General features: G+C 51.8%; 14 protein-coding genes. 7 read left to right on the forward strand and 7 right to left on the reverse strand.

What is annotated here, in order from left to right; all coding sequences use genetic code 11:
• Nucleotides 1-33 precede the first annotated feature (33 nt).
• The 4 genes from MKQ68_RS06550 to MKQ68_RS06565 all read right to left on the reverse strand — a co-directional run bounded on the left by MKQ68_RS06550 (nt 34) and on the right by MKQ68_RS06565 (nt 4,701).
• Nucleotides 34-1,320 carry a bifunctional folylpolyglutamate synthase/dihydrofolate synthase gene (locus MKQ68_RS06550; protein ID WP_264282595.1) on the reverse strand — a complete coding sequence of 429 codons (1,287 nt, stop codon included), beginning with the start codon at nt 1,318-1,320 and terminating at the stop codon, nt 34-36.
• 12 nt (nt 1,321-1,332) lie between these two features.
• Nucleotides 1,333-2,814 (reverse strand): DUF5723 family protein, encoded by a 1,482-nt coding sequence (locus MKQ68_RS06555; protein ID WP_264282596.1) that lies wholly within the window; start codon nt 2,812-2,814, stop codon nt 1,333-1,335.
• 147 nt (nt 2,815-2,961) lie between these two features.
• Complete coding sequence (locus tag MKQ68_RS06560; RefSeq protein ID WP_264282597.1) at nt 2,962-3,858, reverse strand: energy transducer TonB family protein; 897 nt, start codon at nt 3,856-3,858, stop codon at nt 2,962-2,964.
• A 69-nt stretch (nt 3,859-3,927) separates the two neighbouring features.
• On the reverse strand, nt 3,928-4,701 hold the full coding sequence (locus MKQ68_RS06565) for a sulfite exporter TauE/SafE family protein (protein WP_264282598.1): 774 nt from the start codon (nt 4,699-4,701) through the stop codon (nt 3,928-3,930).
• Between the two features lie 51 nt (nt 4,702-4,752).
• Here MKQ68_RS06565 and MKQ68_RS06570 point away from each other — a divergent pair, with 51 nt between their 5' ends.
• Entirely contained in the window at nt 4,753-6,000 is a 1,248-nt protein-coding gene (locus MKQ68_RS06570) for an MFS transporter (RefSeq protein WP_264282599.1), read from the forward strand.
• On the opposite strand, the gene MKQ68_RS06575 is transcribed toward MKQ68_RS06570, so the two are convergent.
• The 3 genes from MKQ68_RS06575 to MKQ68_RS06585 are packed head-to-tail and all read right to left on the reverse strand — an operon-like array spanning nt 5,963 to nt 8,920.
• On the reverse strand, nt 5,963-7,264 hold the full coding sequence (locus tag MKQ68_RS06575; protein WP_264282600.1) for a radical SAM family protein: 1,302 nt from the start codon (nt 7,262-7,264) through the stop codon (nt 5,963-5,965). The genes MKQ68_RS06570 and MKQ68_RS06575 overlap by 38 nt on opposite strands.
• Before the next feature lie 17 nt (nt 7,265-7,281).
• Nucleotides 7,282-7,884: a hypothetical protein gene (locus MKQ68_RS06580; RefSeq protein ID WP_264282601.1), complete on the reverse strand. Its 603-nt coding sequence runs from the start codon at nt 7,882-7,884 to the stop codon at nt 7,282-7,284.
• A complete protein-coding gene (locus MKQ68_RS06585; RefSeq protein WP_244840195.1) occupies nt 7,877-8,920 on the reverse strand; it encodes an agmatinase family protein in 1,044 nt (347 codons plus the stop codon). The genes MKQ68_RS06580 and MKQ68_RS06585 overlap by 8 nt, the downstream gene beginning before the upstream one ends.
• 156 nt (nt 8,921-9,076) lie before the next feature.
• On the opposite strand from MKQ68_RS06585, the gene MKQ68_RS06590 reads away from it, so the two are divergent.
• From MKQ68_RS06590 to MKQ68_RS06615, 6 genes are all read left to right on the forward strand, one after another.
• The gene (locus tag MKQ68_RS06590; RefSeq protein WP_244840196.1) at nt 9,077-9,475 is read left to right on the forward strand and encodes a cytochrome c maturation protein CcmE domain-containing protein; all 399 of its coding nucleotides are present in this window, start codon (nt 9,077-9,079) and stop codon (nt 9,473-9,475) included.
• Nucleotides 9,476-9,634: 159 nt separating this feature from the next.
• Nucleotides 9,635-12,091: a cytochrome c biogenesis protein CcsA gene (gene ccsA, locus MKQ68_RS06595; protein WP_264282602.1), complete on the forward strand. Its 2,457-nt coding sequence runs from the start codon at nt 9,635-9,637 to the stop codon at nt 12,089-12,091.
• 73 nt (nt 12,092-12,164) lie between these two features.
• Complete coding sequence (locus MKQ68_RS06600; RefSeq protein WP_264282603.1) at nt 12,165-13,190, forward strand: alpha/beta hydrolase; 1,026 nt, start codon at nt 12,165-12,167, stop codon at nt 13,188-13,190.
• A 244-nt stretch (nt 13,191-13,434) separates the two neighbouring features.
• On the forward strand, nt 13,435-14,040 hold the full coding sequence (locus MKQ68_RS06605) for a DUF4294 domain-containing protein (protein WP_264282604.1): 606 nt from the start codon (nt 13,435-13,437) through the stop codon (nt 14,038-14,040).
• A gap of 78 nt (nt 14,041-14,118) precedes the next feature.
• Complete coding sequence (bshB1, locus tag MKQ68_RS06610; RefSeq protein WP_264282605.1) at nt 14,119-14,850, forward strand: bacillithiol biosynthesis deacetylase BshB1; 732 nt, start codon at nt 14,119-14,121, stop codon at nt 14,848-14,850.
• 83 nt (nt 14,851-14,933) lie between these two features.
• Nucleotides 14,934-15,197 carry a hypothetical protein gene (locus MKQ68_RS06615; RefSeq protein ID WP_244840207.1) on the forward strand — a complete coding sequence of 88 codons (264 nt, stop codon included), beginning with the start codon at nt 14,934-14,936 and terminating at the stop codon, nt 15,195-15,197.
• Nucleotides 15,198-15,219: the final 22 nt, after the last annotated feature.

Consider the following 15,219-nt stretch of genomic DNA (forward strand, 5'->3'; position numbering starts at 1 on the left):
AAGTAAACTTCGTGTGTAGTCTCCGCGTTAACCCTACAACACCTCCGCCACAATAAAGAAACTCCCGCATACCAGTATCATATCTTCCTTAGCCGCATTCGCCTTCGCCGCGTTAAAGGCCTCCGCCACCGTCGGATACGTGCTGCCGGAAAGCCCCGCTGCCACGGCAAGCGTGTACAGCTCCTGCTCGTCCATAGCGCGTGGTATCTGTGCTTTGGTGAAATAGTATTGAGCAAAACCGGGCAATAGGTCCAAAGCCTTCGCAACGTCTTTGTCTTTTACGAAGCCAGTAACGATATGTAGTTTTTTGTAATTAACGAGAGTAAGCTGCTGAAGTATTTCTTGTATACCCGCCTCGTTGTGCCCCACGTCCAGCACGATATATGGATCACGGGCGATAACGTCCCAGCGGCCACGGATGCCCGTCAGCCGTTTAACGGCCGCAAGGGCGGTATGCACTGCCTGTTCGCTCAACCGCCAGCCCTGGCTACGTAAAATGCGTACGGCACTCAGCACAGACAATAGATTCTTCTCCTGGTAATGGCCGGTAAGGTCAAGGGTGTAGGTGCGGGCCTCGGGATCGGCATCTTCCAGTATGGTGAGGGTTAGCGCCTCTACATCCGGCTGCCTGTCCGTAATACGCCACTCCTGGTCCGCGAAGTGAATCGCCGAGTGATGACGCGCAGCCGTTTCTTCGAACACGTGTTTTACTTCCGGTTGCGTTTCGCCGATCACAACGGGTACGCCGGGTTTGATGATGCCTGCTTTCTCGAACGCAATCTTGGGTAACGTATCGCCTAAAATATGCATGTGGTCAAAGCTGATGTTGGTGATCACACTCAGCTCGGGCAGAATAATGTTCGTACTATCCAGCCGCCCGCCCAACCCGGTTTCTATCACGGCAACGTCTACCTGCTCGGTGGCAAAGTATTCAAACGCCATCATCATCGTCAGCTCGAAAAATGAAGGTTCGATGCTGGTGATGCTCTCGCGCATACGTTCTGTGAAACTGATCACGAAGTCTTCCCGGCAAGGCACACCATTAATGCGGATGCGCTCCCTGAAATCTTTCAGGTGAGGGGAGGTGTACAGGCCGGTTTTATAACCTGCTTGCTGCAACACAGCTGCCAGCATGTGACTGACGGAGCCTTTGCCATTGGTGCCGGCAATATGAATGGATTTGAATTTTCGTTGCGGCTGATCTAATACTTCCGCCAGCGCAAGGGTATTATCAAGGTCTTCTTTGTAAGCACTGGCACCCACACGTGTAAACATGGGCAGCTGGCTGTACAGGTATTCGATGGTTTGCTCGTAATTCATGGTCCGACATCATCAAGGCAGGGGCGGACAGTCTATGCCTGGCTGTGCCTTTTTGCGGAACCAGCCGCCACCACCTTTTTTAAAGTGAATAGGAATTACCCGCAAAGCTACAAAAGCGTCTGCATGATTGAGCTGATTCCGGAAAAGGTTGCTGAAAAGACTGGCGGAGCCGATCACTAACGGGCCGGCGCGTAATACTACACCCGCATCTGCCTGACCAAACCTGTTCACCTGCAAAGGGAGATAAGCACCGAACATATTGATATCGAAACGGGGGGTCACCTGTAATTGCGTTAACGCATAAGTTTTATGATCATCACCGGTAAAGCTGTTCAGGGCAATAGCGGCATTCGCGGATACGAAGAAGCGGCCATTGATGTTATAATCTGCCATCAGGTTTAAGGTGGTAGGCAGGTTCATATAAAATTTATCTTTGGAAGGTACTTCCTCGAACATCGCGCCCAACCGGTTCACGTAATCTCCAACACTCTCTCCGCGACGCTTCCGCGCCGGGTCAATAAGAAAGCCTTTTTGGTCGAGCAGTACGTCGCGGTTGTTGTCAGACTTGGCGTAACTGATGCCGCCGATGTCGGTAATAGATACACCCAAACGGGCTTTAAAGTCGTCACTGTCCGGGTTCCAGCTGCCGCCATCCCTGTCGGTGCTGGGCCCGAAGCCATCGCTGTCGGGGCGCCATTCATAAATGAGGCCGATGTCTAATGCCACGCCCGGGTTATCGAACAACCCTACGGCGTTACGCCATTCGTCGTTCAGTTCATCCAGCTGCCGGTTGTAGCCGGTATGCACTTCGCCGGTGAGATCAGCGCTATTGTTACTGGTCAGCAGCATGGAGGCGTCGCGCGCCGTACCGTAGGCTGCTGCAAATCCGCTCAGGAATTTAAGGGTAACGCCGCCTTTCCATCGGCCGTTATGATCGTCGCGAATGGTGCGGGCGTAAGTAAATCCAAACTCATTCCAGGTATGACCCATGACGCCGAGATAATCGTCGGCTACGGTTTTGCCCCAGTACTTAGGATTATCCGGGAAGCGGTCGCCTACGAGATTTGCGGTCGTTGTTTTTATACCGCCACCATTTACCATCCCGCGAACCCGCCAGGTAAAAGCAACGGCCGATTCTGTGTTAATCGAATACAACGCAGAAGGCAGCATCACATCCACCTGTCCCCAGGCATATTGTTTACCCGAAGCTGCCGTGTCTAAAAAGTAATCTACGTCGCGGCGTAACCGGTCCGGCGGATTAAATACAGATGATTTGAGGAAAGAAGTGTAGGTGTTACCGGCTTTTACATCCAGCCCAACGATGTTGACATCCCATTTATAACGGGTGCCCGCCGCCGCAGCAGGGTTGGTAGAAACGCCATGTATGCCGGCGAAATGGCTGCCATGGTAACCCGGGAAGATCTGCGCTTGCAAATGCCCGGCAATAGCCATTAAGCCTGTAAATGTGAGCAATCTAAAGGTTCGAAGTCTCATGGTTTTTCAGTCGGGCGTTCGTCCTATAACGCTAAATTAACGCGCTTATTGGATCATGAAAGCCAGGTATCAGGGATTTGCAAAAAATACGCCTGAAATGTAGCGCTGGCGCACTAAAACCAATAACTCCTTGAACGAGTAGTTTTGTTACTGTCCTTTAAAGTAGAAACGGATCGGGCCGTATTGTACTTCCGCAGCTTCCGGATTTGCACTGTACTTCAGTTGCTTCGCCGCTTCCAGTGCGATTTGCACCAGCGCGGAGTTGGTTAAGGTAGAACGTTTAGGGTTCAACGTTGCACCCAGTACATTACCGTTCCGGTCAATCTTGATATCTACCGCTACATAACCACTCTCACGGCTGTTATAAGTCAGGCTGGGGGCATGCACCAGGCTTCTGCCGGATAAGCGGAGGGATGATGCGCCGCGGGTATTACCGGTACCACCATCGCCATCATAACCTTTGGCATTTGGATCGCCATTGATCTTGCCGCGGTCACCTGGTTTACCGGTGTTACCTTCGCCGTTGGAATTATTGGAACCATTGGCACCATTGCCTGCATTCGCAGCTGTATTGGTACCGGAGGAAGAAAAGATCGCTTTAGGTTTTGGCGCCGGTGGAGCAGGCGTTGGTTTTGGTGCTTCTGCTACAGGTTTAGGCTTTGCTTTTTCCGGCTTAGGCATCAAAGTTTTCGGTGTTTCCTTCGGCGGGGTAGGTTTAGGTGGTGCGGGCACTTCCGGCGCATCTTCGTCGGTTTGCGTAGCCAGTTCCTCCGTATTACCCTGTTCGGTGGTTTGCACTACCGGGGCAGACTGCGGGGTTTGCACGGGAGCGGATGCCGCAGGTGGATTAGGGTTCAGCGGTTGCTCTTCGCCCATACCGTCATCAGAAGTACCCAGGTTCACTTCCATTCCCAGTTCCTGGTTAGGTAGCGGTGCCGCAGGTTGCGACAAGGGAATAACCAGCAATATGGCGATGATCGCCGCATGTACTACGATCGTTACGATCGCCGCTTTGGTATTCTTTTGTTGCGTTTGTTCCTTCATGATGCTTTCAAAGTTAATATATTTCTTTATGCTGACCTGCTTATTTAAGGGAACGGTAAACCGTGCCGCTTATTGCCCTTTAACGAACAGGTCCCAGGCAAAGCGCAGGATAGTGCAGCAGATAACGCCGAGAAAGAACCAGCGCACCATTTTATTCCCCTTCAATATGGCAAAACGTGCGCCTAAAAATGAGCCGGCCAGGTTACTGATGGCCATAGGTATGGTCATCTTCCAGATGATGAGTCCTTTGGCGCCGAAGTAAAGGATAGAAGCGGCATTGGTGGCCAGGTTCACACACTTGGCATGCGCACTGGCGTGCAGGAAGTCGAGGCCCATCACGCCAATAAACAACAGTATAAAAAAGCTGCCCGTACCCGGACCGAAAAACCCGTCATAAAAACCAATCAATGCCACGATGCCCACCGCAACAGGCCATGCGTTCTTAATTGGGGGGCGTGCTTCGGTCGCCTGTCCGAAATTCTTGTTCATGAAAGTATAGATGGCAATGCCCGTCAGCAAACAAAGCATGAACGGTTTCAGGAACTGGTTCGGCAAACTGCTCACCATCGAAGAGCCGAACATCGAAAACGCAAAGGCAGTAATACCCATCACGACGAGCAGTCTGGTATGAAGTGTAACTTTGCGGGCGTAGGTCCAGGTGGCAAGGGCGGTACCCGAGCCAGACGGGATTTTAGTGGTCGCCAGCAAAGCCGGAACAGGGTATTGCGGAAAGAGAAACAACAGGGCGGGTGTTTGTATTAAACCACCACCACCCACGATCGCGTCCACAAAGCCGGCGCTGAAAGAAAATGCGCACAACACAATAATTGATGTTTCCAACATGTACGCAAAGGTACAAATGTGCGGGTAAATTGGTAGCTTCGCGGGGTAACTATGCTCAACAAGACTATTGCGCTCTATAAAGGGGCCTATGGAGGCTTAACCCCGTCTTCCTGGCTGCTGTCGCTCGTGCTGTTTATTAATCGTTGCGGAAATATGGTGATCCCGTTTATGACGGTGTACCTCACGCAATCGCTCGGCTTCTCGTTAACAAATGCGGGACTGGTCATGGCCTGTTTTGGTCTTGGTGCAGTCGTGGGTGCTTACATCGGTGGCAAACTGACGGACACGATCGGCTTCGCACAGGTGCAGTTCTGGAGTCTCTTTTTAAACGGACTTTTCTTTTTTGGGCTGGGGCAGGTACACTCGCTGCACGGCATTATGCTTTGTATATTCTGTATGAGCGCCGTGGGGGAAGCTTTCCGTCCGGCCAATGCAGCCGCTATCGTGCATTATGCGGATGATGGTTCCCGCACGCGCGCCTATTCCCTCAACCGCCTTGCCGTAAACCTCGGCTTCGCGATCGGCCCTGCCATTGGCGGTATACTCGCCAGCTTCAGTTATGAATTATTGTTCTGGACCGACGGTACTACCTGTATCATCGCCGCGTTCATGATTAAATTCCTGCTCGATCCTGCCAGGGCAAGTAAAGGGGAGGCGCATCACGCGAAGGATGCTGCAATACTGGGCGGCTCCGCTTACCGTGATAAATTATACCTGGTATTCATCTTCCTGGCGATGATCAATGCGGTGTGTTTCTTCCAGATGTTCACCATCGTGCCGGTATATTTTACGGAGCAGATGCACATGAGCAAATTTCTCATCGGGCTTTGCATGGGCCTCAACGGGTTTATCATTGCCGCGGTGGAAATGCTGCTGATCTTTAAACTCGAAGGCCGCCGGCATGCACTGGTATTCATCGGTTACGGTTTGGTGCTGGAGGCGGCGTGTTTCCTGGGGTTTGTATTAATGCCTAAGGAAATATGGGTGGCTTTCGTGTTTATGGGCGCAATCACTTTTGGTGAGATACTCACGCTGCCGTTCATGAACGCCTTCTGGATTTCCCGCTGTGGCGCGCACAATCGCGGACAATACGCGGCTCTTTATACGATCTCTTATTCCGTCGCACACATTGTAGCGCCAACCCTGGGCGCACGTATGGTACAGTGGGCCGGCTTCACCAACTGGTGGTTGATGACGAGCGTAATTTGCCTGTTAACCTTCGTCGGTTTCAGGTGGCTGTATAATAAGGTGGTAGCGGAAACTAATGGTGTGCAAAGTCCTGTTCATAGTTCCCTGTGATCCTTTCCATCGGCGGATTAAAATAGCCGTATTTCAGGTCCGGGAACTCTTCCTGGATCAGGTCCATCAACTGCTTCATGCCTAAAATTTCGCCCGTGTCGGACACGCCGATCTTGCCAAGATACCAGTCCGGGTCGATGTTAAAGTTACGCCACTGGATCATGTTTAACCCGGTTTCGCTGATCAGTTTACGCAGTGCTTCATACTCTTCCACGCTGTCGGTCATGCCGGGGAATACGAAGTAGTTGATAGAAGTCCAGCCGCCAAACTCACGTACTACTTTCAGGCTTTCGATGATGTCTTCGAAGCGGTAGTTGTTCGGGCGGTAGTAAGGTGTATAGATATGCTCGCGGGCGGAGTTGAGGCTTACGCGGATGCTGTTAAGTCCTGCTTCGCACAAAGCCCTTACGGCATTGGGTTTACTTCCGTTGGTGTTGATGTTGATGCTGCCTTTCGGGGTATGCTTACGCATTTCCAGGATCGATTCGCGGATCGTTTCCCACATGAGTAAAGGCTCTCCTTCACACCCCTGGCCGAAGCTCACGATAGGATAGGGGGCGCTTTCCAGGTGGGGCACCGTAAACTCTACGATCTCCTGTGCGGTAGGCTTGAACGTCAAACGGTCCTGCGTGCTCACAATGCTTTCTTCTTCCGGCTGGAAGGAGATGCAACCTACGCAGTTGGCGTTACAGGCGGGCGATGAAGGAATGGGGCATTCCCATCTGCCCATAAAATAATTACGCGCCGCAGGGCACTCATAGGTTAACGCGCAGTTGTTGGCCAGGTGCTGTACCAGGCGGTTGTGCGGATAAGCCTGCTGCATCTGCTGTACGCCTGCTTTTACTTTTTTATCGTCGAAACCGGCACACTCCTGGCGAATGTCCTGCTCTACCCGGCGTGCGGGTACATAAAACTTACCGTCCCACCAACCTACGGCCGTGTAACAGAACAGGGGCAGGGTAGGTGCATCTGGCATGGTTTCGTAAGCGGCAATATAGTAGCCGGTATGCGCTGGCGGAATAAAAGCCGCCACGGCCCAGCCTTTATCACACAATGCCATCTCCCCGGTTTCCGCATCCAGCCCTATGCCACGGCGGCCTGGCAGCTCGTACAGCTGTCCGCCTTCTGGCAGCTCTATCCATTCGTCGTCCGGAATGGGCAGTGCATCCCAGCCGCTGCGGCCTGCAGGATGAAGTGAAAGGTCTTCGAAAATGTTTCCTTTACCGTCGGAGTATAATATGTATGGTGTGATATTCAATTGCATTCGTTTATTGGTAACCGTTACTGATCCGCTCTTTTACCCAGGCGGTGTTCACAAAAATCATTGATCTCCGCCGCTTCCACCGGACCCATTTCGTCCAGCACTTCCAGCTGCATCAGTTTGTTATTTTTAAAGTCGAGGGTAAAAAGCTCGTTCCGCAAAACTACGTTATTCAACTCGTTCCAGGGGTAAAGCTTTTTAGCGAAGATGGTAGGGAGGCTTACGCCGCTGGTGTCCAGCACGGCATAAGCAGGTTGTAATATTTTGTATTCCGCATACCCGATGTAGGCGATCCCGATGCCCGCGCACAACAGCAAAAAGGCTATGAACGGGATCATGTGGCTCAGGAAGAACAGGCAGCCGCTCAGCAGCAAAAATGCCTGCACCAGCCGCGCCAGGGTGTTTACTTCTGCAAACTTCCGCACTTTACGCAGCTGGAAGGGCAGGGCCAGGCTGGCTAAACCGGCCACGATAAACAATCCTACCAGTCCCCAGTTAGGCTGCGCCATCCGGTAGCCGCCAATGGCGTTGAACAGGAACAGCACGCCCACCATCCCGTGCATCACGGGCTGTAAACGTAACCGGGTTACGGCATTGGGATGAAGTATCCGGAATTTATGCATTGGCTTTGATCATGTAGTTACAGAGCTTGAACAATACGCGGGCACCCACGTTGGCATCCCACTCATCATGCCCGGCGCTCACTTCATTCAGGTCAAACCCGATGAGCTGGCGGCCGCTCTCTACTAATTTACGAAACAGGTAGAACATTTGCTCCGCCTCGAAACCACCCGGTACCGGCGTGCCCGTGTGAGGACACAGCTTAGGGTCCAGCCCGTCAATGTCAAAGCTGATGTATACCTGCTGCGGCAAAGTTGCAATAATGCTGTCGCAGATGGATTTCCAGTTCTCGCCTTCAAACATCCTTTCTTTCAGATCTTTATCGAAGAAGGTGGTAACGCGGTCGCTGTTATCGTTGATATAGTTTACTTCCTCTTCGCAATAATCACGGATGCCTACTTGTACGAGCTTTTTCAGCTGCGGCACTTCTTTAAGGGCATTGTACATGATAGATGCGTGCGAATAGGTAAAGCCTTCGTAACTGTCGCGCAGGTCGCAGTGTGCGTCGATCTGCAAAATGCCGAAATCGCCTTTGTGCTCGCCAATGGCTTTAAAGAAGCCAAGGGGTGTGCTATGGTCACCGCCAACGAGCCCTACCAGCTTGCCTTTGTTCAGCAGTTCTTTGGTTTGGTCGTATACCCACTGGATCATTTTCTGCGAACCGGTGTTCACGTCTTCGATCGAACGTCTCAGGAAGTCGTTCTGGGTAACGTCGCCGCCTTCGATCAGGCATTTCAGGTACAGCTCGGCCTCTTTGCGGAGGTAGTCGCTGCGCAACAGCAGCTGTTTGTCGGGCGTACGCATATAAAAACCCTCTTTCCAGCCGTCTTTTACATCCGGGTCGTACAGGTCTACCTGCAGCGACGCGTTAAAGATATGCTCCGGCCCGCGTGCGGTGCCATTGCTGTAGGAAACGGTTACTTCCCAGGGTACGGGCAGTAATACCAGGCGGGCTTCTTCCTCCGTAAAAGGAAGGCCGAAAATGTTGTTGGACAGCAAACCGACCGAGTTGGGGTCAAATTGCGATAAATCAGCCATGAGATGTCGTACTTTTCGTAATTCGCCGCAAAGTTAAGGTAAATTGACAATACCTTATGGCCGAACTCATCCCTCCCTTTTTTCCGTTGTTCCTTTTTTAGCCGAGGTAAACATTTTTTGACGTAATTTTGCGCAGTCAATTAATCTGGTAAGGGAATGAAAAAGACTAATATTGTTTTGCTGATCATGATTGCAGCCTGCGTAGCTGCACTGGTGATGACGATCGGTGACTTCAGCACCTACGAAACTTTCGCCACCGCCAACGCTAAAGAGGGTAAGATCTACCACGTGGTAGGAGCCCTGGATACGACTAAAACGATCCATTACGACGCGCAGAAAGACGCCAACTACTTTACTTTCTATATGAAAGACAAGTCCGGCGAAATCCGTAAGGTAATCTACAACGGTACACGCCCGACAGATTTCGATAAATCTACCGAACTGGTACTCACCGGCAAAATGAAGAACGGCGAGTTCTATTGCAACAAGATATTAATGAAGTGCCCGTCTAAATATAAAGACCAGCAAACCGTTTCCAGCGGCAGGGAGGTCTAAATACGGGTATCAATTAAAATGATATCTCCCCGGAAATAGCCACGGACAAGCTGTTCGTGGCTATCCCATTACAAGGGATGATCAGTTCATGACAAAAGTCATCCGTATCGTTGCCCCTAATCAGTATTTTAGCAATCTTAAACAATCCTGCTGTATATCTTGGAAACGAAATTTGTTGGAGAACACTTACTACCCGGTCAGTTAGGGCATTTCTTTGCGGTACTCGCATTCGTGGCGTCTATCCTGGCGACTGTCGCCTACGCCTGTGCGGTAACGGTAAAAGATCCCCTGCGCAGCGATAGCTGGCGTAAACTGGGCCGCTGGAGTTTTTATGTGCAAACAGCCTCTGTGCTGCTGGTATTCGGTATCTTGTATTACATCATTTCAAATCACCTCTTCGAGTATAAATATGCTTTTCAGCACTCCAGCCGCTCGCTGCCGATGAACTATCTGCTGGCGTGTTTCTGGGAAGGTCAGGAGGGTAGCTTCCTGCTGTGGAGCTTCTGGCATAGCCTGTTAGGCCTGGTGCTGATACATACCACGAAGAAGTGGGAAGCCCCGGTAATGACGGTGCTCTCGCTGGCACAGATCTGCCTTGGCTCAATGCTGCTGGGCATCTACATCTTCGATTACCACGTGGGCAGCAACCCTTTCATCCTCATGAGAGAGGAGAATGTGAACGCGCCTATCTTCCAGTCTGCCAACTACATGGAGATGGACTTTATGAAAGACGGTAACGGCCTTAATATTTTACTGCAGAACTATTGGATGGTGATTCACCCGCCGGTACTGTTCCTCGGTTTCGCCTGTACCATTATCCCGTTTGCCTTTGCTTTCGGTGGTTTGTGGACCAAAGACTTCTCCGGCTGGATCAAACCTGCATTGCCCTGGGCGCTGTTTGGTACGATGATGCTGGGCACGGGTATTATGATGGGTGCCGCCTGGGCATATGAATCGCTCACTTTCGGCGGTTACTGGGCCTGGGACCCGGTGGAGAATGCCTCCCTGGTGCCGTGGCTCACGCTCGTAGCAGGTATACACACGCTGCTGGCCTATAAACACAGCGGTCATGCCCTCAAGTCTACCTTCTTCTTCTTTATTATTTCTTTTGTACTGATCCTGTATTCCACCTTCTTAACGAGAAGCGGCATCCTGGGACAGACTTCTGTACACGCGTTTACCGATTTGGGTATGAGCGGACAGCTGCTCATTTTCATGGGCATCTTTACCATACCGGCGCTGTGGCTGCTGATCAGATACAACAAACTGATCCCTTCCCCTAAAAAGGAGGAAAGCTCTTATAGCCGTGAGTTCTGGCTGTTCGTAGGCTCCCTGGTACTGCTGGTATCGGCGATCCAGATCACGTACGCAACCTCTATCCCGGTATGGGCAAAGATCCCCTGGTTTAAGAACCTGGCACCGCCCACGGAGCCTGAGTTTTATTATAACAAGATCCAGATATGGGTGGCGATTGTGATTGGTCTGCTCACGGGATTGATCCAATATCTAAAGTGGAAAGACACTGCGAAAGGCACCGTGCTGAAGAAAATATGGGTGCCGCTGGCGATAACGCTGGCTGCGACAGTTGCGATCATCGTGTTTGGTAAAGTAAACTATAGCAAATACGGCGCTGGCTTCCTGGTGGCGATTTACCTGATGCTGTTCTCCAGCATCTTCGCGATCGTAGGTAACTTCAGTTACATCTTTATCGGTATTAAGGGTAACCTGAAAGCTGCAGGCGCTTCCGTAGCGCACATCGGCTTTGGTATGGTGTTGCTGGGCGTACTGATTTCTTCTTCGAAGATGCAGGTGCTGTCGCTCGACAAAGCCGGTATCCTCGACGGTTACTTTACCGAAGAAAGCAAGCAGAACTCCCGCGAGAACCTGATGCTGCCGAAAGGCATGCCGATGCAGATGGGTGATTATTACGTAACCTACGCAGGCGACTCTTCCGCCCTAGGCGATCCTAAATCTTACTACATCGTACGTTACGAGCGCAAAGCGAACCGCGATGCGCCGGTAACAGAAAGGTTTACCCTGTACCCCGATGCGTTCATGAACGCGAAAGGACAGGAGGGTACAATTACCCCGAACCCGGCTTCCAAACACTACCTGACCAAAGACATCTTTACTTACGTAACCGGCTTGCCGGACAAGCAGCATAAGAAAGAGGCCGCAGCCTTTAAACCTTACAAGCTGAAAGACGGCGATACCGTGTTCTTCTCGCAGGGTTACCTGGTGATGCGCGGACTGGAGAACAACCCGGTAAAAGCCGGCTATACGCCACAACCTGGCGATATTACCGTAGCTGCCAAGCTGGATGTGTTTACCAAGACCGACAAGAAATATGAACTGAGCCCGCTGTTCGTGCTGCGCGGCACCGAAGTGCACCAGGTGGAAGATTCCATCGCACCGCTGGCGCTGAACGTACAGTTTGCGAAAATACTTCCTGAGGAAAAACAGATCGAGCTGATGATCAGGGAAGTAGATAATTCCGATGATTATATCGTGCTTCGTGCGCTCGTATTTCCGTTTATTAACGTACTTTGGATAGGGATCATCGTGATGATCGCCGGCTTCCTGATGAGTATGTACTACAGGATAAAGAAACGATAACGTTGGCCGGCGTCCGGCGGAAGGGTGATTGTCCTTCCGCCGGCCCCGACCACTTACGTTTAAATATATCCTTATGCGCCGCAAGAAATGGCTGATCCTCCTGGCCATTGTCAGCATGCTGACTGCCACCTATGCTTTCGGTCCCCAGCCGGAGCCCCCGGTACTCACAGGTACATTACCTGCAGTACCCACCGATCCCGATCAACTTGAACAATTTATAGCTGCCGGCGAAAGCCTGCACCGCCTGAAGCCGGATAACGAAGCCAAAATCATCTGGGCCGATTCGCTGCGCCGGAAGACGCCGGTGAGTATCGTGTATCTGCACGGCTTTTCCGCCTCTCGTATGGAGGGCGACCCCGTTCACCGCGACATTGCCCGCCGTTTCGGCGCCAACCTTTATATGGCCCGTTTAGACGGCCATGGCATCGATACTTCCGACGCCCTGTACAACATGACTGCCTCCGGTTTGCTCCGCGACGCCCGCCAGGCCCTGGCCATCGGTCGTGCCCTGGGCGACAAGGTGATACTGGTAGGTTGCTCCACCGGCAGTACGCTTGCGCTTACCCTGGCCGCCCGTTTCCCCCGGGAGGTATATGCGGTGGTGAACCTCTCAGCAAATGTCGCCATCAATCAGCCCATGATCGCCCTGGTCGACGCGCCCTGGGGCTTGCAGATCACCCGCATGGTGAGCGGTGGCGACTATATGGTGTCCAAACCCAAGTACCCGGATCAGCCTAAATACTGGTATAACAAATATCGGCTGGAGGCTATAGTGGAATTGCAAAACCTGGTAGACAACACCATGTTACCCAGTACGTTCGCTACTATTCATCAGCCCGTTCTTAACCTCTACTATTACAAAAATGAGCAGGAGCAGGACCCAACTGTAAAAGTTTCCGCCATCCTCGAAATGCACGGGCAGCTCGGCACCCCGGCCGCTCTGAAGCGCGCCGTGGCCATTCCTGATGCAGGGGCGCATGTGATCGGGTCGAGTATAACTTCTAAGGATGTGGCGAAGGTAGAGGAGGAGATGACGAAATTCCTGGTGGAGGTGCTTAAACTGGCACCGGTCGGCGTTAACGAACCAGCCAGGTATTGATGTGATCGGTGCAGTTTCGGCGCGCGACAGGCATACTCAACCATCACCCGACCATCACCCAACCATCACCCAACCATCCGATCCCGTTTTCGACCGGAACAAAACCGTCCGCTCACCGGGTTACATTTTCGCCCGGGCGGCATTAACATATGTAACACCTCCCATCGTTTTTTATTTTAACTTGATGGGTGTAATTTTAGTCAGACAAACCCGTTTAATTAAAAGGCCCGAAGCCTGTGGAATTATGTATCGTATCAGCACCTTACTTGCCATCCTCGGCTGCCTGTTGTTAACCGGCCTCCGGGGGCAGGCGCAGCAGCGTACCGGCAGGGATTCCATCCCTGTACGGGTGGCTATTTACGGTACGGATACGATCCCATCTATTACACTCGGTATTTTTGAAGTGGTGGACAGGCTCCCCAAACGCCTCCGTAAACAGCGGGAAAAGTGGACGAGGTTGCGTAACGCGGTGTATGTGACGTATCCTTATGCGAGACAGGCGTCCCGCATCCTGAAAGATGTTGGCGGACAATTGGCGACCATGCCCGACAAAAAGAAGCGCAAAGAATACCTCAAATCCAAAGAAAAAGAACTGAAAGCCCAGTTCGGCGATAAACTGACCAATCTTTCCATTTACCAGGGTAAGGTGCTGATGAAGCTCATTCACCGTGAAACCGGCGAAAACTGCTTCGAGATCATCAAAGAACTCAAGGGTGGCTTTAATGCGCAACTTTACCAAACCGTGGCCTTCGTCTTCGGTGGTAACCTCAAAAGCGAGTTCGACATCCAGGATGACCGCGATATTGAGCAGATCGTACAGGAGATCCAGCTCTACAACTACTACAACTAAGCTTTTTTTACCTCCCGCATTTTACTCATCTTTGCAAATTATTTGTTGCAACGCACGAACAATTGTTAATACGCAAAGATGATAAAACTCGATATTCTGGCGATAGCCGCCCACCCGGACGATGTAGAACTGGCTTGTGCAGGTACCTTGCTGACGCACGCGGCACAGGGGCTTAAAACCGGTATTGTGGACCTCACCCGTGGGGAGCTGGGCACCCGTGGTACCCCGGATACCCGCCGCGAAGAGGCGGCAGAGGCAGCGAAAGTGCTGGGGGTAGATGTGAGAGAGAACCTGGGCCTGAAGGACGGCTTTTTCCGCAACGACACCGAAGAACAACTGGCGATCATTACCGCCATCCGTAAATACCGTCCGGAGATTGTACTCGCCAACGCGCAGGACGATCGTCACCCCGACCATGGCCGTGCCGCCAAACTGATTGCCGACAGCTGTTTTATGGCTGGTTTACGCCGTATCGAAACCAGTGTGGACGGGGTGCCCCAGGAAGCATGGCGCCCTAAGCAGGTGTTTCATTTTATACAGGACCGCTACTATAAACCCGACTTTGTGATCGACATCACGCCCTTTATGGAGAAAAAGATCGAAGCGATTAAATGTTTCCGCACCCAGTTCCTGGCGGCGGCAGATAATGAACCGCAAACGTACATCTCCGGCCAGGGCTTCTTCGACAGCATCGTGTACCGCGCGAGGATGTTTGGTAAGATGATCGGTGTAGAGTACGCAGAAGGCTACACGTCCGAAAAAATGCTCGGTTTACGGAGCTTTAACGATATGATCAGCCACGTATCCTGATAAGAAAACGTTGTTTGTATAGAAAAGCCTGTCGTTGATGTACACGACAGGCTTTTTTTAATGGCGGCTTATTATCGCCCGCCGTGGCCATTGCCGGACAGGAGGGTTATCCCTACTACGCGATGGTGGGCCCTGATGGTAAATTACTTGGGCATCTTTTAGATCCCGATTTCAAGATTTATACCGCCTATGCCTTGTTGCGCGGACGCGATGGACAGTCGATAAAGGGTTCGTTTAACGAAACCTTTAAAGCCGCCGGGCTGCTGGAGGATCCGGCTAATATCGACGCTGTGAAGCGGGATTATCCGGTATTGTTCCAGGTGAAAAGGATGTACGGAGTGGAATAGCAGGATTTAATCCCTATTTTAA

The sequence above is a fragment of the Chitinophaga horti genome (assembly GCF_022867795.2).
GTDB classification, from domain to species: Bacteria; Bacteroidota; Bacteroidia; order Chitinophagales; family Chitinophagaceae; genus Chitinophaga; species Chitinophaga horti.